The sequence below is a fragment of the Lederbergia sp. B243.17 genome (genome assembly GCF_057657925.1).
Genome location: NZ_JBWBKF010000071.1, coordinates 46523 through 64213 on the forward strand (window position 1 = coordinate 46523; position 17691 = coordinate 64213).

16 protein-coding genes, 1 pseudogene and 1 riboswitch are annotated in these 17691 nt (G+C 44.5%); of the genes and pseudogenes, 9 read left to right on the forward strand and 8 right to left on the reverse strand.

The window, feature by feature from the left end; genetic code table 11:
• Window position 1 precedes the first annotated feature (1 nt).
• Window positions 2-1399 (forward strand): Fe-S cluster assembly protein SufB, encoded by a 1398-nt coding sequence (gene sufB / locus AC0TWI_RS12975; protein ID WP_488126759.1) that lies wholly within the window; start codon window positions 2-4, stop codon window positions 1397-1399.
• Window positions 1400-1628: 229 nt separating this feature from the next.
• On the opposite strand, the gene AC0TWI_RS12980 is transcribed toward sufB, so the two are convergent.
• From AC0TWI_RS12980 to AC0TWI_RS13000, 5 genes and pseudogenes are all read right to left on the reverse strand, one after another.
• Window positions 1629-1760 (reverse strand): anti-repressor SinI family protein, encoded by a 132-nt coding sequence (locus tag AC0TWI_RS12980; protein ID WP_488126760.1) that lies wholly within the window; start codon window positions 1758-1760, stop codon window positions 1629-1631.
• Window positions 1761-1960: 200 nt separating this feature from the next.
• Window positions 1961-4510, reverse strand: coding sequence for a winged helix-turn-helix domain-containing protein (locus AC0TWI_RS12985; RefSeq protein WP_488126761.1), 2550 nt, complete (start codon window positions 4508-4510; stop codon window positions 1961-1963).
• A 556-nt stretch (window positions 4511-5066) separates the two neighbouring features.
• Window positions 5067-5259, reverse strand: a pseudogene (locus AC0TWI_RS12990) (MgtC/SapB family protein); the annotation flags it as partial.
• 83 nt (window positions 5260-5342) lie between these two features.
• Complete coding sequence (locus AC0TWI_RS12995) at window positions 5343-6461, reverse strand: 5-methyltetrahydropteroyltriglutamate--homocysteine S-methyltransferase (protein WP_488126762.1); 1119 nt, start codon at window positions 6459-6461, stop codon at window positions 5343-5345.
• Between the two features lie 88 nt (window positions 6462-6549).
• Window positions 6550-6648, reverse strand: a riboswitch (SAM riboswitch).
• A 278-nt stretch (window positions 6649-6926) separates the two neighbouring features.
• Window positions 6927-7637, reverse strand: a complete 711-nt coding sequence (locus tag AC0TWI_RS13000) for a ZIP family metal transporter (RefSeq protein WP_488126763.1) — start codon at window positions 7635-7637, stop codon at window positions 6927-6929.
• Window positions 7638-8003: 366 nt separating this feature from the next.
• Between AC0TWI_RS13000 and AC0TWI_RS13005 the strand changes: the two genes are divergently transcribed.
• From AC0TWI_RS13005 to AC0TWI_RS13035, 7 genes are all read left to right on the forward strand, one after another.
• Window positions 8004-8849: a DUF72 domain-containing protein gene (locus AC0TWI_RS13005; protein ID WP_488126764.1), complete on the forward strand. Its 846-nt coding sequence runs from the start codon at window positions 8004-8006 to the stop codon at window positions 8847-8849.
• A gap of 22 nt (window positions 8850-8871) precedes the next feature.
• Complete coding sequence (locus AC0TWI_RS13010) at window positions 8872-10272, forward strand: bifunctional metallophosphatase/5'-nucleotidase (RefSeq protein WP_488126765.1); 1401 nt, start codon at window positions 8872-8874, stop codon at window positions 10270-10272.
• 78 nt (window positions 10273-10350) lie between these two features.
• Entirely contained in the window at window positions 10351-10653 is a 303-nt protein-coding gene (locus AC0TWI_RS13015; RefSeq protein WP_488126766.1) for a YunC family protein, read from the forward strand.
• An 85-nt stretch (window positions 10654-10738) separates the two neighbouring features.
• Window positions 10739-11497 (forward strand): sporulation protein YunB, encoded by a 759-nt coding sequence (gene yunB, locus AC0TWI_RS13020; protein ID WP_488126767.1) that lies wholly within the window; start codon window positions 10739-10741, stop codon window positions 11495-11497.
• 219 nt (window positions 11498-11716) lie between these two features.
• Complete coding sequence (locus AC0TWI_RS13025) at window positions 11717-13312, forward strand: Na+/H+ antiporter NhaC family protein (protein ID WP_488126768.1); 1596 nt, start codon at window positions 11717-11719, stop codon at window positions 13310-13312.
• Window positions 13313-13535: 223 nt separating this feature from the next.
• Window positions 13536-15056: a sodium-dependent transporter gene (locus AC0TWI_RS13030; protein WP_488126769.1), complete on the forward strand. Its 1521-nt coding sequence runs from the start codon at window positions 13536-13538 to the stop codon at window positions 15054-15056.
• Window positions 15056-15163, forward strand: a complete 108-nt coding sequence (locus AC0TWI_RS13035) for a methionine/alanine import family NSS transporter small subunit (protein ID WP_488126770.1) — start codon at window positions 15056-15058, stop codon at window positions 15161-15163. The genes AC0TWI_RS13030 and AC0TWI_RS13035 overlap by 1 nt, the downstream gene beginning before the upstream one ends.
• Before the next feature lie 36 nt (window positions 15164-15199).
• On the opposite strand, the gene AC0TWI_RS13040 is transcribed toward AC0TWI_RS13035, so the two are convergent.
• Together AC0TWI_RS13040 and AC0TWI_RS13045 are read right to left on the reverse strand one after the other, a co-directional pair.
• Window positions 15200-16177: a M23 family metallopeptidase gene (locus AC0TWI_RS13040; protein WP_488126771.1), complete on the reverse strand. Its 978-nt coding sequence runs from the start codon at window positions 16175-16177 to the stop codon at window positions 15200-15202.
• Between the two features lie 80 nt (window positions 16178-16257).
• Window positions 16258-16929, reverse strand: a complete 672-nt coding sequence (locus AC0TWI_RS13045; RefSeq protein WP_488126772.1) for a YhcN/YlaJ family sporulation lipoprotein — start codon at window positions 16927-16929, stop codon at window positions 16258-16260.
• A gap of 116 nt (window positions 16930-17045) precedes the next feature.
• Here AC0TWI_RS13045 and AC0TWI_RS13050 point away from each other — a divergent pair, with 116 nt between their 5' ends.
• On the forward strand, window positions 17046-17321 hold the full coding sequence (locus AC0TWI_RS13050; protein WP_488126773.1) for a YutD family protein: 276 nt from the start codon (window positions 17046-17048) through the stop codon (window positions 17319-17321).
• A gap of 38 nt (window positions 17322-17359) precedes the next feature.
• Here AC0TWI_RS13050 and AC0TWI_RS13055 read toward each other — a convergent pair whose 3' ends face one another.
• A complete protein-coding gene (locus AC0TWI_RS13055; protein ID WP_488126774.1) occupies window positions 17360-17665 on the reverse strand; it encodes a cytosolic protein in 306 nt (101 codons plus the stop codon).
• Between the last annotated feature and the right edge of the window lie 26 nt (window positions 17666-17691).

Sequence of the window (17691 nt, forward strand, 5' to 3'; positions counted from 1 at the left end):
TATGGCTAAGAAAGCTCCAGATATCGGAGATTACAAATATGGCTTCAGCGACAAAGACGTCTCCATTTTCCGCTCAAAGCGGGGATTGACGCGCGAAATCGTTGAAGAGATTTCAAAAATGAAGGAAGAGCCGCAATGGATGCTCGATTTCCGCCTGAAGTCACTGGAACACTTTTATAAAATGCCGATGCCACAATGGGGCGGCGATCTGTCTTCCTTGAACTTTGACGAAATCACTTACTATGTAAAACCGTCCGAACAGGCTGAGCGAAGCTGGGATGAGGTGCCGGAAGAGATCAAGCGCACATTTGATAAGCTTGGTATTCCTGAAGCTGAGCAGAAATATCTTGCCGGTGTATCAGCTCAGTATGAATCAGAAGTGGTCTACCACAACATGAAAGAAGATCTTGAAAATATGGGGATCGTCTTTAAAGATACAGACTCCGCGCTCCGTGAAAATGAAGACATTTTCCGTGAGCACTGGGCAACAGTCATTCCGCCGACAGACAATAAATTTGCCGCGCTGAACTCTGCTGTCTGGTCCGGCGGATCGTTCATATACGTGCCGCCTGGCGTGAAAGTTGACACACCGCTGCAAGCTTATTTCCGGATCAACTCCGAGAATATGGGCCAATTCGAGCGGACGCTCATCATCGTTGATGAAGGAGCTTCTGTCCACTATGTAGAGGGCTGTACAGCACCTGTCTACACAACGAATTCTTTGCATAGTGCAGTTGTTGAAATCATCATCAAAAAAGACGCATACTGCCGTTACACAACGATCCAAAACTGGGCGAACAACGTCTTTAACCTCGTAACAAAGCGTGCAGTCTGCGAAGAGCGCGCAACAATGGAATGGATCGACGGCAACATCGGTTCGAAGCTGACGATGAAATACCCGGCTGTCCTGCTGAAAGGCGAAGGCGCTCGCGGATTGACATTGTCGATTGCATTGGCAGGAAAGGGCCAGCATCAGGATGCAGGCGCAAAAATGATGCACTTGGCACCGAACACGTCATCTACAATCGTGTCCAAATCAATTTCCAAGCATGGCGGAAAAGTGACTTACCGCGGAATCGTCCACTTCGGACGCAAAGCGGATGGCGCACGTTCCAACATCGAGTGCGACACATTGATCATGGACAACAAATCGACTTCCGACACGATTCCATACAACGAAATTTTGAACGACAACATTTCACTCGAGCACGAAGCGAAAGTGTCGAAGGTATCAGAAGAACAACTTTTCTACTTGATGAGCCGCGGCGTTTCCGAAGAAGAAGCGACCGAAATGATCGTCATGGGCTTCATCGAGCCGTTCACAAAAGAACTGCCGATGGAATATGCCGTTGAAATGAACCGCCTGATCAAGTTCGAGATGGAAGGGTCTATCGGTTAAATCGGCTGTAATCCTTGGTAACAAAGGATTTGACTGATACGAATAGGCAGCAAAAACCATCTGCATACCGTTTTTTTGCCGATTCAGATTACATGAAGAAGACGAACTTTTGAAGTTCGTCTTCTTCTATTTTTCAGGTATATAAGGATAAGTTCTGATACTTGTGGCAAGTGGGGGGAATAGATCAAAAAAAAGACCTTCGAGGCCCCTGATGTGTGGAATATGCATGTTAATGATGGCGAATCTCTTTTTCGGTTTTTTTAAGCTGATTAAGTAAAAATGCTTCTACATCCCGAATGCTTAGACCCAATTCTTTTGCTTCATAAATTAATTTCACCCATTCTTGATCCAATTTAACCACTAACTTTCCCTCCATTACTATACAAGGTAAAGGCGTTTTTTATAATATATACCATTTTCTTTCCATCCCGATATTGAGGAATGTTAATACTTGATCATTATGTTTTTCCTGTTTGCCTATAAATGAAAAAACACATCCCGGAATAAGATGTGCTAGCAAATAAAGGCTTATATGAATGTTAGCGGATCCTGAAAGTTGGCTTATAGATCCCATTCTTTCGCAAGTAAAATTGCTTGAGTTCGAGATTGAACTTCAAGCTTGCTGTAAATAGTCGTTAAATAGACTCGTATCGTTCCTTCCGATAGAAAAAGTTTCGCTGCGATCTCTCGGTTCGAAGCACCACTGGCTAACAAACGGAGTACATCCCTTTCACGGGGGGTGAGTAAATGTATCCTGAATGTCTCGGTATGCTTGTAACCATGATTTAATAACTCTTCAATAGCGGTGAGGGGAACAGATTGCCACTCTTCAGTTCCATTCTTTTGCCGAAAATCTGCATATTTTTTTAGTAACGGGATCAGATCCAGCTCATCCGAAAAAGTTCTTTTGTAGCAATAGGTTACGCCTAACTCCATTGCTTTATGGATGGTGCTGAAGGCTAATGAATTATGATGCACTTTCATATAGCATAGTGCTTCAAGTAATGATGCTTCGATAATCGTTGAAATTTGATTCTCGATTAACGCTTTTTCCTTTACACGAATAATGATTGGCAAAGCCTCTTGAACGTGATTCGTTGCCAGTAAATATCGGACGTATACGAGAAGCCAGAGTTCTTGGCCCAACTCGATTTTTAACATGTCCGGCCTTTTTGTTTTGAACAGTTCTGCCTCGGCTTTTTTTATGTTGGATTCCATCAAATAACAATGCGCCTTCATCGCTTGCAATGAACGAATCCAATACCACTCATTCACACCCTGCATGGCATGATCCAACACGGCCTGAGCAGCGGTGAATTGTTTCATTGCAGCATAAATCCTGCTTTTTAATATATACAGAGGAATGGATAATCCCGCGTCCTGAAAACGATGGGCATATTTCAAACCGCCTTCTATTTCATGTAATGCATCTTCAAGCAAATTCGCCTCGTACATGATCTCAGCTAACACCCCGTAGCTGTATCCCATCATATTCTGTTCTTTAAAATCGCTTTGACGCAGGAAATCTGCGAACGCAATTGCATGATTTACTGGAGATAGCTTTCCCTTTGCTCCCATTAATGTTCTGGATAATTTTGGTTCAAACTGATTGTATTGAATCGGAATATGATCCCAGCGGGAACTTGTCCGCCCTGTTTTAAGCTGTGTTACTATTATCTCTACCACTTTCTCAGGATTATCACCGATCGTCATAAGCACATATGCTTTTAAGGTAGTGAAGATACTAACAACTCCTTGATGATCAGCATGTTCCATCCATCGATCAGCAGCATGCCTTTGTTCAAGTTCATCAATTATTTGTTGAGCTGCCTGTAATTCAGGAATTGAGGTTAGAGCGATCGTGTACATAACAAGAGTTTCATAGGGAAGGGGATATTTATTTTTTCGAAGGGTATCCACCCATCTAATAAATGTAGTTGTTTGACCTGTAGTGAAAATATCTACAAGGTAGGCAGTAATCCATGAATCCGCCAAATCAAAAATTTGGTGCTGCAAAACTAACTCAATGGCCGAAATATAATCGCCCTTTTCACGAAAAAGTGTTCCTGCTTTTTGACAAACCGCTCTCACTTGTTCCTCACTATAAAAGTTTCTCATTTTTGTTTGAAGAACATCTGCAAATAAATGATGATACCGAAATACAGGGGGAATTGACGACATTCGAACTGTAAATACACCTTTTTCTTCTAGCTCGACTAATATGTCGCAGCTGTCTGAACGATTGGTTAATAAATCGCAAATCTGTGGTTCCAGCATGTTAAGGATGGACGTTTGCAAAAGAAAATGCTGAGTATCGGGAGGAAGGGTTTCAAAAATTTCATCGATTAGAAAATCGGCTACAAACGGATGTGATCCATCAAACCTACCTTCATTTATTCCATTATTCATAATGGATAAGCTCGCCAACTGAATACCAGCTGCCCATCCCTCCGTAATATCCAATACATTTTGAAAAACATTTTCTTCATTGATTTTGAGATTTTTTTCTTCATACAATTTTTTAACTTCTTCATAGGTAAAACACAATTGTAGGAGCCCGATTTCTGTAAGTGTTGAATCCATACGCCATCTGGCTAATGGAAGCGGCGGACGGGTACGGCTTAAAATGTAAATGCGCGTGTTATTCGGCAAGTAATCTATAAAGCGAATCATCATATCATTAATAACCGGGTGTTCAATGACGTGATAATCATCCAGGACAATATGCAAATTTTCTTTAAGCGAGCTAATTTCATTTAAGAAAGAATCAATGATAAGTTCAGAAGGTGGATGTAAGTTGGAAGAAAACAGCGGCAGCAACCGTTTATCCAAATCATTGTTAAGAGAGTTAGATACAGATTGTATAACATATTTCCAAAAGCGAACTGGATCATTATCAAGACTATCAATTGAGAACCAGGAAGTAGGTTCGCTAATCTTGCTTATCCACTGGCTCAGGATTGTTGTTTTCCCATAACCGCCTGGGGCTTGGACAACCGTTAATTTTGCGGATTTCCCATTCTGTAAGAGTTGGAGCAGTCTCTCCCGCTCGAGAGCGGTTTTGGTAATTGCAGGTACTTCAGTTTTTGAGTACAACCAAATAGTATCCATTTATTTCCTCCATCAAAAGTCAATTTGACAATTTGCGGCAATATATCAACGCTTGACTTTTTGCTATAATGTAATATATTACCTGATTGAGTCGGCACTCCAGTCTTTTGTCTATAGTCAATAAGTCACTGTAACCAAATTATAAGCGATTTAGTGATAAACGAATACTCAATTTAGAATTATTAAAAAGTTTTTATCTTGGTAGAGGGTTTGGTGAAGAACAACCTTAAAAAGTAAAAGCGGGGCACCCCTTGCAACTTATGGTTAATCAATGCGGGGAGGGTTATTATGAAAGTATTCGGTATTTAATCAATTATGTTTACTTTCTTGGGAGTCATCTTTTTCGGCTTTCATTGGTTAGTAGAAGTTATTATGAACCAATTGTAATGATTGGAGTTGTCTTTTTTGTGAGTTATCTAGGATTTTATTGCTTTCTCTAAAAAGGAAAAAGGAACTGTAACATTCATTTCACTCGCCTCATTTGCAATCATCCTCTTTTTAGTTGCTTGGTTTGAGCCGTTCCAAGTTGTCCGGATCATGATGTGGCTTAAAAATATTGCCTAGCAAGAATCGTCTCTGCTCCTAAAAAGCCAACGCCGCTAATCACCTCCAGCTGCAATCCGGATCGGATCCAATTCGATGGAGCTATTTGACAAAACATCGTAAAAGGCATATTTAAATACAACCATTGCGAGTGCACTTCCTGCCGCAACCAAAAAATGCGTACGCAATCCAGCTTCTTTCGAGCGCTTTTTCTCGTTCGTAGATTAGCGTAACCCTATCAATAGTAATGCCCCATTACATATAACCTGTAACGGGGCATGAACATTGTTTATTTCCAAACGTCGGATGCAATTTTAACGACATGTCGGATTTTATTCCACTGCTCCTCTTCCGTAATGCGGTTGCCTTCTTCAGTTGAGGCAAAACCACATTGGGGACTTAAACATAGCTGACGGATGTTCACGTATTTCTCTGCTTCTGAAATCCGCTGTTTTATCATTTCCTCATCCTCGAGTTCTGCTGTCTTGGATGTAATGAGTCCTAAAACGACATGCTGGTCCTTAATGAAACGCAATGGGTGAAAATCACCTGCACGTTCGTTGTCAAATTCTAAAAAGAATGCATCGACATTGACACGAGAGAATAATTCCTCAGCAATCGGCTCGTAACCGCCTTGGTACAGCCATGAAGATTTGAAGTTTCCTCGGCAAATATGCAGGGTAATTGCCATATCCTCCGGTTTATTTGCGACAGCTTCGATTGTAATATCAGCAAATTTTTTGATTAATTCATCCGGGTCATATCCCTTAGCTTTGATTCGTTCTCTAAACTCATCACTAAACAACGCGCCCCAACTCGTATCATCTAGCTGTAAATAGCGGCAGCCTGCATCATAGAAAGCCTGAATCGCTTCTCTGTAAACCTGGATTATATCTTGGGCAGCATCATCTAATGATGGGTAAGCAGGTTCGTCGAGGTAGGCCTGGCTGGCAACGACTCCAGAGTAAAAAATCATATTCGGTCCTGGAATCGTAATTTTAGCAACATGGTCTCCGGCTATGCTTTTGAGATAAGCAAAGTCATCTAAAAATGGATGATTATGCGGGAACTTCAATTTGGAGTGTACCGTATAAACTTTGGCTTTTTTCATCGCTCCGTTGAATAAGCCAGTTGCATCAATATCAAATACCTTAATTCCCTCTAAAGCTTCAATGAAATCCAAATGCCAATATGTTCTTCTGAATTCACCGTCTGTTACGGCGCTAAGACCTGATTCTTTCTGTCTTTCAACAAGTTTTGCAATTTCCGCATTCTCAATCAAACGCAATTCTGCCTTTGTTATTTCACCTTTTTGATGTTGAGCCCGTGCGTCTTTTAAAACCTGCGGGCGAAGGAAGCTTCCGACGTGGTCTGCTCTAAACGGTGCTTTTGTTAATGTAATGGACATGTGCGATTCCTACTTTCTTTTTTGATTCAAGGAAATAAAAAACCTCTTCTATAAAAATAAGAAGAGGTATCGGCATCCGCTAGTACTCTTCTTATCTCCAAGCTAACGCTTCTGGAATTAGCACAGTACTGATTAGTCTGTTGCTGAGGCTTCAAAGGGCCAGTCCCTCCACCTCTCTGGATAAGAAATTCACATATTTAAATGAATGTTTAAACAACATAGTAAACTGCCAACTATGAAATGTCAATATATAGCTTGGCTCCATAAAATTCTAACACAAATGGGAAACCATATGATCATGTACTTGGTAATCAAGAATGAAGAGCATGCATTGTATGGGCATCCAGATCGTTGGAACAACAGTTTAGAGAAACGGCTCTAGTCGTCTACAAAGATTTTCACAGTTGTCCCGCCAACGAGGTATGAAGATAATGAACATTTCTTTAGAAGCCTATACCTCATTACTTAAATATGTTGACTGAAAAAGTAAATTATGCCCATACCCAGCAATAATAGAAAAGAAGAAGCGAAGACATGGACCTTTTTATACGTAGTGATAATAAATTCCCAAACAGCGGTAAAGCATAAAAAGCCTATAGCGATGCCTAATATGAGTCCATTCAGTTTGAGTGTCAGATCCAAAACGCTGCCAATGATCGAAAATAAGAGAAAAAGGCCGGAGATGATCAGACAAAAGGAGAGAAAGATACGGAAATTAAAGTGCTTTCTTTTTGAATTTAGCAGAGAAACCATAATAGCTAAACCTTCCGGTACTTGGTGCAGCAAAATGGCCATTACAAATGATGAAGACAGTAGTTGATTGTCCAAATTTGAACCGATTGCTAAACCAGTCGGGATATTATGGATAGCTATTGCAGTGACTAAAAACAATGCGGATCTGTAAGGTAAAGGAGGCAGCTGGTCGAAGAAATTGTGAAGACACATGCACAACAGTATGCCTAATGAAGTACCTAGTGCAACACTAACCAAACCAAACTCTGTAACAGAATGTGGCACCAGCTCTAAAACAATCAATCCTACTAACACTCCTCCACAGAGAAGATACAAATGCTGAACTTTTATTCTAGAGAATTTATAAAGAATCAAAGCAAGAAGTGCAGCAAAGCTGGTTCCCAAAAAAATTAAACTGCTAAGCAAATAATTAGCCGTACTCATAGTTGCCTCCTGTTAATAAAGAAGTTTATTCTCATTCATGCTAATGGCCAAATCGTCACTGATTAATATGTAAGTTCACCCCAAGTTATGTTGGCAAGTTGGACTATATAAGCGAACACTACATGGGTAGATGTTTATGTGCTATTTATTGTGAGTGGTAAGATATGTCTTACAATCGTAGCCGGCAGCACATATCCTGCGAGGCTTCGAAATACTCCAGCACCACCATCAGCTTAAAAGACTCTTTCCATTTGACCAATAGAACGGGACATGCGCCTAGAGGCTGTTTTCATTTCCCTTCCAATCGGGTACAAGGTAAAATAGAGTATCCAAGAATGTAAAGTACGTGTGGAAAGGGGTGTAGGCATGATTTATATCGGAGTTACCGGCTGGGGTGATCATGATACACTCTATCCGGAGAAAGTCGCGGCACGAGATAAGTTAAAAGAATATGCCTCCTATTTTCCGATTGTGGAAGTGGATGCTACGTTTTATGCAATCCAGCCGCAGCGGAATGTGGAAAAGTGGGTAAGGGAGACGCCAGAAGGATTTCGTTTTATCGTGAAGGCCTATCAGGGGATGACCGGGCATCAGCGCGGAGAAATTCCCTTCTCTTCTAAAGAAGAAATGTTTGCAGCATTTTCAGCAATGATTGGGACCTTTCAAGAGAGCGGGAAATTAGCGATGGTTCTCTTTCAGTTTCCGCCATGGTTTGATTGTACAAAGGAGAATGTCCAATACTTGCGATACTGCCGGGAAATGCTGCCAGGGCTGCCGCTTGCGCTCGAATTCCGAAATAGGACATGGTATGAACCGCAATATATGGACAGAACCATGCTGTTTATGGAGGAAGAAGGCTGGATCCATACGGTCTGCGACGAGCCTCAGGCAGGCACCGGCTCTGTTCCTATGGTACTGAAAGCGACCGACAAAGAGAAGACACTCGTCCGCCTCCATGGCCGGAATGAGGCGGCTTGGCGGAAGCCGAACGGAAAAAACTGGCGGGAGGTCCGTTATCTTTATCGGTATAATGAGCAGGAACTTCTCGAGTGGAAAGAGAACTTGCTTAAATTAGGTAAGCAATCGAAAAATATTTACGTGCTCTTTAATAATAATTCCGGCGGCGATGCTGCGGACAATGCACTGAGGCTGATCGAGATGCTTGGGTTGGAGTATGACAATCTTGCACCAAGGCAATTGGATCTGTTCTAGAGAAAGATGGGAAGTGGAAACAATGAAGGACGTCATACATATCTACCATACGAATGATGTTCACAGTCATTTTGAAAATTGGCCGCGGATTGCTGATTATCTTGCTGAAGGTCGGAAAAAGAAGAAGGAGATGGGGGAAGAGGTCCTTCTGTTTGACATCGGTGATTTTGTCGATAGATGGCATCCTTATACAGAAGGGACACTAGGCAAGGGAAATGTCGGATTGCTGAACAAGGCGGGCTACGACGCTGCCGCAATTGGCAATAATGAAGGAATTACTCTCTCCCATGAGGCGCTTGACGGGCTTTATGAAAAAGCCCGTTTTGATGTGATCTGCGCAAATCTGTACTATCCGGGAAAAGTGCGTCCGGCTTGGGTAAAGCCTTATAAAATTTATGAAACAGCAGCGGGAACAAAGATCGGTGTCACAGCTGTCACTGCTTATTACCAGAAGCTATATGAACTTTTAGGCTGGGAGCTGACAGAGCCGATCACCGAACTTGCCATGCAGCTGAACGAACTGAAGGGACATGCAGATATCATTATTGTTTTGTCTCATCTTGGTATCCATGATGACGAACGGCTGGCCGCTGTTTTTCCGGAGATCGACCTTATCCTTGGTGCCCATACTCACCATCTTTTGCCTAACGGGAAAAGGGTGAATAATACGCTGCTTGCAGCCGCTGGGAGGTACGGCGAATATATCGGCTCGGTCACTCTTACATATGACAGAAATCGCAGGATGCTTGCGGAAAGCGAAGCTGCCGTTGTAGAAACTGCTGCAATCCCGCAGCCTGCAGATGCGGAAGACTTTATCGCCGGATTGCAGAGGGAAGGGCTAAAGCTGCTTGACGAAAAAGTTGCCTTGCTGCCTGAACCGCTTGCCTTCTCGTGGACCAAACCTTTGCCTCTATCCGATCTCCTTTGTGATGCTTTGCATGATTGGTGCGGCGGAGACTGTACCATGATCAATTCGGGTCTTGTTTTAAAGGCGCTTGATAAAGGGCCAGTCACAAAGGCTGATATTCACCGGATGCTGCCCCATCCCATCAATCCATGCACAGTGAAATTAACCGGGGCTGAGCTGAAGGAGATTATCCTTCACGCCATGCAACAGGACTGGGCTGATTTAGAGCTGAAAGGCCTAGGGTTTAGAGGAAAGGTGATGGGGAATTTTGTTTTCCGCGGAATTGAAGTCGATCCTAGTAAAAGGGAAATTAGGATAGCAGGCAAAAAGCTTATCCCTGAGCAAACCTATATATTGGCTACAGCTGACCTGTTCACGTTTGGCCCCTTCTTTCCGGAAATCAGGCACGCCGAGGAGAAAAAATACTTTATGCCGGAATTCTTAAGGGATGTGTTTAGGAAGAAGCTTGAATTGCTTTTTCCTATGTCTGATCCGCCGTCTGCCAACAGAGGCTGAGACTCCGATAAATAGGCACCCTATGGCTTGAACGCTTGCTCGCTTTCTTCATACATATAATGTGAAGGGAGTGAGGAGATGGTTTCCATTGAGCCGATCATTCTGGGAGGGCATACATTTCTCGCCGTCACCGTATTCCTTCCGAAAACCACCTTGCTGACAATCTCCAATGATCAAGGCTACATTATGTGCGGGGCGCTTGATGTAGGACTGTTGAATGAAAAGTTGAAAGACCGCGGCATTGTTGCCGGCAGAGCGGTCGGTGTCAAAACGATCGAGCAATTACTGAATGCGCCGCTGGAATCGGTCACCATCGCTGCCGAGGAATTGGGCATTCGGGCAGGAATGGCCGGACGGGAAGCACTGCTTAAAATGACATAGCTCCTGAGAGGGGGCTGTGAAGATAAATACTTGCCCTATATCCTCCTTTTTGTGCATATGATTGCATGGAAAGGGGGATATTTCATTGGCAGCCTTTCGCATGAAAAAAATCCGTAAAGGTCCGCTCCCATTCCGTTATGTTTTGCTGCTGACGCTCGTCTTTTTTATTTTCTCAACAGCTGCTGGTCTCTGGATTGTCAATAAAGGGATTAAGCCGACACTTGTCGGATATGCGGAATCACAAACAAGGAAAATTGCTCCGCTTGTCATCAACAGGGCGATCAGTGAAGTCCTCCCCGGGTTGAAGAACCCGGAAGAGATCATGAAGACCGTACCTGATGGAGCGGGGGGGACAACCACAAATTTTAATATCGAGACGATAAACACTGTCCGTGCAGAGCTTGCAAATGCGGTCCAGCATAATTTGAAAGTGGTTGAGAAAGGGAATCTGCAGGCGCTTGAATCAGAAGCGGGTGTTGAATTTGATGAAGAAAAATCCATTTTAGGGGACGGAATCGTCTATTCGGTGCCTCTTGGACAGGCAACGAAAAATGCGCTGCTCGGAAATCTCGGTCCACGGATTCCAATTAAATTTACTGCTGTGGGTGATGTTCAGACCGATGTGAAAACGGATGTGCAATCTTATGGAATCAATAATGTTTTTGTTGTCGTTTCAATTGAGGTAGAGGTGATGGTGCAAATTATTATCCCTTTTTCAACTTCTACAACGACAGTCAAAGAAACCGTACCGGTCGCCATCAATTACCTCCCCGGAAAGGTTCCCCAATTTTACAATGGGGGAGGCCCGGTCCCTCCGTCCATCCAGTTGCCGGGTTCTCCATAGCCGCGCTCCTCCGGAAGGTTTTTAAATTCCTTGGAAGGGGTACATACACCATACAGGCATTCCATTTCAGCGGGTCAACGGAAGTGGCGCCAAGCATGTTTTTTAATTCGGCGCCAGCTGTAGATCATCGCCGGAATGAGACGCAAAAATGGTGGGTATCAATTGAGCTTCCGGCTAATCCGGACCGATTGGGCTTTTCCAAAAAACCAGGAGGAACATATGGAGAATTCTTTCTTAACATTGGTGCCGCCGCTGCTTGCCATCCTGATGGCAGTTTTGACGAGGCGGGTATTGCTGTCTCTTGGGACAGGGATTGTCGCATCTGCATTCATGATAGAGAAAGGACAGCTTGGTGCAACTGCCGGCAAAATCTGGGAAGCAATCAAGGGACTTTTTATTGAAGATGGAAGTTTGAATAATTGGAATATATATATCATTACATTTTTGCTGATACTTGGGATGGTGACCACCTTGACGAATATCGCCGGAGGAAGCCGTGCGTTCGGTGAGTGGGCAATGACGAAAGTAAAAGGCCGCGCGGGCGCCCAAGTGCTCGCTGCGATAATGGGGATTGTTATTTTTATCGATGATTATTTTAATGCGCTTGCTGTCGGCCAGGTGTCAAGACCGGTTACCGACCGTTATAAAGTTTCGAGGGCAAAGCTAGCCTACATAATAGACTCGACCTCTGCGCCTATTTGTGTAATTGCCCCTATTTCGAGCTGGGGAGCCTATATTATCGGGCTGGTGGGGTCTGTACTTGCTGCTCACCAAGTGACGAATATTTCAGCATTCACTGCGTTTATAAAAATGATTCCAATGAATCTTTACGTATGGGCTTCACTCGCTCTCGTATTCATTTTTGCCCTGACAAAAGTTGATTTCGGTGCAATGAGAAAACATGAAGAGCGGGCAATCGAAACAGGCAAGACGTATGATGCCGAGAAAGAAATACCGGGTGAAGTGAAGGAAGATGTGCCAATCAGCGATAAAGGAACTATCGGTGATCTTGTATGGCCCCTTGTTGCTTTATTTGCCGGTACGCTCGGCGGCATATTATTGAGCGGTTGGAGAGAGACTTCCGGAAGCAAGTCAATGATGGAGATATTCGGGAATGCGGATGTATCTGAAGCTTTAATATATGGAGGAATCATTGGAATCGTCGTTACGATTGGCTTGTTCTTAAAACAGAGGGCAAAGCATCGTTCAGTAACGATCGGGCAATTGTTCCTTGGGCTAATGCTCGGTATTAAATCGATGATGCCGGCAATTATGATTTTACTCTTTGCTTGGCTTCTCAGCGGGATGGTCGAAGAGTTGGGGACAGGAGCCTATCTGGCAAGCCTTGTTGAGAATTCAAATCTTAGTGCTTCCATGCTGCTGCCGTTTCTGTTTATCGGGGCAGGGATTATTGCATTCTCTACAGGAACTTCGTGGGGCTCATTCGGCATCCTGTTGCCGATTGCCGGGCAGATTATGGCAGTGGCGGATATCAACCTTCTGCTTCCAGCTATGGCTGCTGTGCTTGCCGGGGCAGTGTTCGGCGACCACTGCTCCCCGATTTCCGATACGACCATTCTTTCTTCTACAGGTGCAGGCTCGAACCATATTGACCACGTGACGACTCAGCTGCCTTACGCCTTATTGGCGGCTGGCATGTCTGCGGTCGGGTATCTTGTAATCGGGCTGACAGATAACGCGATATTCGGATTGATCACCGTCATCATTCTATTGATCCTCTTTACGGCCGTTGCCCATAAAGGACGGGGATTCAAGCCGGAATTCACAAGCAAGGCACCAGCCGAAAAGGCATAGGATAAGCCTCAACAAAAGAGCAAGCCTCTGAGACGCAAACTGCGCTCAGAGGCTTTTATTGTTAGAGGATAATTTGAGTAGAAAGTGATGATAGATATGACCGATGAGTTTCCTGAAAATTCATTTTGACATTATAGGCTAGACTCTGTATACTGATTTTAGATTTAATGAAATTATCAGAATAATAACCTTACCCATTTATATGGGGGACTGGAGGAAATGTATGGAGAAGCGAGCGCAGTTTGGATCTAGAGCCGGTTTCATTTTCGCGGCTGTAGGCTCTGCAATCGGCCTGGGGAATATTTGGCGTTTTCCCGCTGTGGCCTATGATAATGGAGGAGGGGCCTTTTTCCTGCCTTACTTATTTGCCCTCCTGACCGCGGGAATTCCGCTGCTGATCCTTGAATTTACGATAGGGCACAAATATAGGGGATCTGCTCCTTTATCATTGGCGAGACTCAGAAAAGGCGGAGAATGGATCGGCTGGTGGCAGATCTGCATCTCGTTTGTCATTGCCACTTATTATTCAGTGATCATCGCATGGGCGCTATCTTACACTTATTTTTCTTTTAATTTAAAATGGGGCGATGATACAACATCTTTCCTAATCGGAGATTATCTGAAGGTAAGCGATCCGTCTACAATGGGCAGCTTCGTACCAGGTGTACTGATACCGCTCCTCATTGTCTGGGCACTCGTACTTGGCATCCTTTTTGCCGGGGTCCGGAAAGGGATTGAAGCCGCGACGAAAATCATGATACCGCTTCTTGTTGTCCTCTTTATGATCATCGTCGTCAGGGCGATGACTCTTGACGGGGCAATTGAAGGACTGAACCAGTTCTTCAAGCCAGACTGGGGCACCATCATGAACGGAAAAGTCTGGGTTGCAGCGTATGGACAGATTTTCTTCAGCTTGTCGATCGGATTTGCGATTATGATTACTTATTCCAGCTACTTGCCGAAGAAATCAGACATCACAAACAGTGCGTTCATTACTGGTTTCGCCAACTCATCGTTTGAGCTTCTGGCGGGATTTGGAGTATTTGCTGCACTCGGCTTTATGGCAGCGCAGCAGGGGGTGCCTGTTAATGAGGTTGTAAAGGGCGGGGTATTGCTAGCGTTTTCCGTTTTCCCAACCATTATTAACGAGCTTCCGGCATTTCAGCAGGCGTTCGGTATCCTCTTCTTTGTCTCACTGACATTGGCGGGCCTGACGTCGCTGATCTCTATCACAGAGACATATGTTGCGGGCATCCAAGAAAAGTGGAATATCTCACGCAGTAAGGCGGTTGCGATCGGCGGCGGTCTGACAGCGATCGTATCTCTAGCTTTTGCCACACAAAACGGACTGAATCTTCTTGATGTTGCTGACTATTTCATCAATCAATTCGGTGTAGCGATGGCTGGCCTGTTCGAAGTTATCTTCGTTGCTTGGTTTGCAAGGGAGCTGAAATCACTTCAGGCACATGCCGATTCCGTTTCGGATATCCGCCTTGGTGCTTGGTGGAGGTTCTGTTTGTCAATTGTAACGCCGCTTGTGCTCGGTTATATGATGTTCGACAATTTGCGCCAGAACCTGATCGGAGAATACGGCGGAGGAGATTATCCGCGTGAATTCCTCTTTACGTTTGGATGGACTGTAGCAATTGCCGCCATGATAGCGGGCGTTCTGCTCACAATCAAACCATGGCAGCCCAAAGCGCTCAGTGCCGCTTCTTATGAGCAAAAGAAGGAGGTATCGTGATGAGTGGAAGTGCAATCACAATGATGATTCTTGGAGTCGTCATTATCTGGGGCGGTTTAGGGGCCAGTGTGGCGCTCGCCATTTCGAAAGCGAGAAAAAAAGCATAGAAAACAGGAAGCTTCGGTTCAGATACCGAAGCTTCCTTATTTTGAATTCCGTTCCCATACACGGAGATGGGGATATGGATCGAAAGCCCACTCTTTCCGACCGTCATCTTTGTACATTCCGAAATGAAGATGGGGAGGGAATTTCCCTGAAGTGCCTGGAGGGCCGTAACCTGAGCTCCCTACACTACCTATCACTTGGCCGGGCTTGACGACATCACCGATGGAAAGTTCTTTCGCAAAACCATTTAGATGAGCGTAGTAATGGTACGTATTGTTCAGGTCCCGGATGCCCACCCGCCACCCGCCATATTTGTTCCATCCTTTCAGCTCGACGACTCCGTATGCAACAGCGCGGACTGGCACCCCATACCCTGCAAAAAGGTCTGTTCCTTCATGAATCCTTCTTCCTCCCCATCCGCGTCTGTCCCCCCATGTACTCCTGTAACTGTATATGGACTTACGGGGAAGCGGAAATGCTTTTTCCTCCAGGTCAATCCGTCCCATGGTGCGGTAGATGAGCGCATTACCGGAAATGGCACTGACCGTTTTATCTCGTTTGTACATATTCCATAGCGCCTGGCGGAAACGTGTGTCGTCAACTCCGTATGAGGCAATCCGGTCTGCAAGTGTAAAAAGCAGATCTTCGGGGTTTTCTGCATCGGCTTTACCATCTCCATCACCGTCCAGACCATCACCCCCAAAAAAAGTGATGGATAGTATGTCCTGATCTTCGCGGTAAGGATTGAGCAGTCCAGTCCATTCTTCAGGCCGAATGTAGAAACCTGTGAGCGGGCCGGGCTTCGGAAGGTCTTTCCTCACATAGCGGATGCTGCGTTCATATTGGTCTACGGCCGCCAAATAATACCAAGGCACCTGTGTAGCGGCCTCTGTCTTTTTATATAAGTCCATTCTTTCTGTATACATATCCGTGTTTTTTGTTTTTTCCTTTGCAGTTACTGTCAAAGGATGAATCAGCAGAAGGAGGGCCAAGGCAACCGCCCAAAAATAATGCATGTTGTCGCACCTCTTTTATCGATGATGTGATAGAAGGGAAAAGAGGGACTGTCCGAACAAGACAGTCCGTATGATCCTTTTCACTGATTTGCTTCCCACTGTTGGCGATAGTTGGATCGGTCCAGATGTTTATTTAATTCTCCGCGTCCTTCTCCATTGGCATTTTCGCCTATACTCATATCCCTGCCTTGCGGGGAACGGTTAAGCATGAGGTTCACGACGCTCTTGACAGATTCGTCCTTTGTCGTAAAGGTCGTATTCATCGAACCGATGTTTTCGACATTTTGGCGAAGAGCCGGATCATCCGTCAAATAAACATGGTACCAGCGAGGGATGGCGGACATTGCTGTTCTCTTCACTTGATCGGCCGTTTCAAACCTTGCTTTTTCGTCATCGTTATCCACTGTATAGGCGATCAAGACTTCCTGATCTGTAACTACGACGCTGCAATCCGTGACGTTCGGGAGCTGTACGGCCATCTTGCTAATATTATTTGCTGCCGTTTCACGGTTCATCCATTTAACAGGCTCGGCATTGGAGCCAGTGTCCGTCGGACTTTTCACCTGTCGAACAAAACCGAATTGTTCCCCGTCATGGGCCTGATTCGGATTGTACATATCGTTCTTATCCGCAACGTTTAACGAGTTGCCGCTCTTTCTGTATACACCCCGGTCATCATCGAATTTATCTCCGCCGCATCCGCCGAGCATGACGGCTGTTGCCATTGTCATTGCCATCCAATGTTTTTTCATTGGAGAAACACCCCCTCAATTACGTAGGGTGCACAGAAAGGAAAAGATTTTACTTAGTAATTAGTGGAGAATGAGCTATAATTCAAGTAACAGTAAAAAAAAGCGGGTGGGATCGTATGATCGTTGTTCAAAATCAGCGATATGAATTAGTTGAAGAATTTCGCGATGGATATAATGAGGAAGCTTTCCAGGCAAGATACAGTGAGATATTGACAAAGTATGATTATATATTGGGCGATTGGGGATATGGACAGCTTCGTTTGAAAGGTTTTTTCTCTGACCGGAATCAAAAGGCGTCCTATGACACAAAAATTGCGACCATTAAGGAATACCTATACGAGTATTGCAATTTCGGCTGCTCCTACTTTGTAGTCAAAAAGGTGGAAAAGTAAACGGGACTCGCTTTGTTCCAGCTGGTCCCAAGTTTTCGCTATACGTCTTCGTACGGAGGTTCCGTATTCTGGTTCGGATCATCGTGTGTCGGATGGGCACCGGGAAAGTTTCGGGGATCACCCTGATGCAGAGATTTGTTTTCATAATTAAAATTACTGTAGGGACGCTGCCCTTCACGCCAGGGAGTGGATTTATTCTCCACCTTCGAATGCTCCCCGCGTGGAGCACCATACGGACCTTCAGGGTAATCCTCAGGTATGATGAAGTTGCGCTGCGTTTCAACATTCGAAACATCTGTATATTTTATTTCTTCTTTGTCCTTTTTCTTATTGTGACTGTCCATTTCTGCTGCCTCCTTTTGGCAGTATG

Coding starts and splice junctions, on each gene's coding strand:
- sufB (WP_488126759.1), top strand. CDS start 2: ATGGCTAAGAAAGCTCCAGATATCGGAGATTACAAATATGGCTTCAGC.
- AC0TWI_RS12985 (WP_488126761.1), bottom strand. CDS start 4,510: ATGGATACTATTTGGTTGTACTCAAAAACTGAAGTACCTGCAATTACC.
- AC0TWI_RS12995 (WP_488126762.1), bottom strand. CDS start 6,461: ATGTCCATTACATTAACAAAAGCACCGTTTAGAGCAGACCACGTCGGA.
- AC0TWI_RS13000 (WP_488126763.1), bottom strand. CDS start 7,637: ATGAGTACGGCTAATTATTTGCTTAGCAGTTTAATTTTTTTGGGAACC.
- AC0TWI_RS13005 (WP_488126764.1), top strand. CDS start 8,004: ATGATTTATATCGGAGTTACCGGCTGGGGTGATCATGATACACTCTAT.
- AC0TWI_RS13010 (WP_488126765.1), top strand. CDS start 8,872: ATGAAGGACGTCATACATATCTACCATACGAATGATGTTCACAGTCAT.
- AC0TWI_RS13015 (WP_488126766.1), top strand. CDS start 10,351: ATGGTTTCCATTGAGCCGATCATTCTGGGAGGGCATACATTTCTCGCC.
- AC0TWI_RS13025 (WP_488126768.1), top strand. CDS start 11,717: ATGGAGAATTCTTTCTTAACATTGGTGCCGCCGCTGCTTGCCATCCTG.
- AC0TWI_RS13030 (WP_488126769.1), top strand. CDS start 13,536: ATGGAGAAGCGAGCGCAGTTTGGATCTAGAGCCGGTTTCATTTTCGCG.
- AC0TWI_RS13035 (WP_488126770.1), top strand. CDS start 15,056: ATGAGTGGAAGTGCAATCACAATGATGATTCTTGGAGTCGTCATTATC.
- AC0TWI_RS13040 (WP_488126771.1), bottom strand. CDS start 16,177: ATGCATTATTTTTGGGCGGTTGCCTTGGCCCTCCTTCTGCTGATTCAT.
- AC0TWI_RS13045 (WP_488126772.1), bottom strand. CDS start 16,929: ATGAAAAAACATTGGATGGCAATGACAATGGCAACAGCCGTCATGCTC.
- AC0TWI_RS13050 (WP_488126773.1), top strand. CDS start 17,046: ATGATCGTTGTTCAAAATCAGCGATATGAATTAGTTGAAGAATTTCGC.
- AC0TWI_RS13055 (WP_488126774.1), bottom strand. CDS start 17,665: ATGGACAGTCACAATAAGAAAAAGGACAAAGAAGAAATAAAATATACA.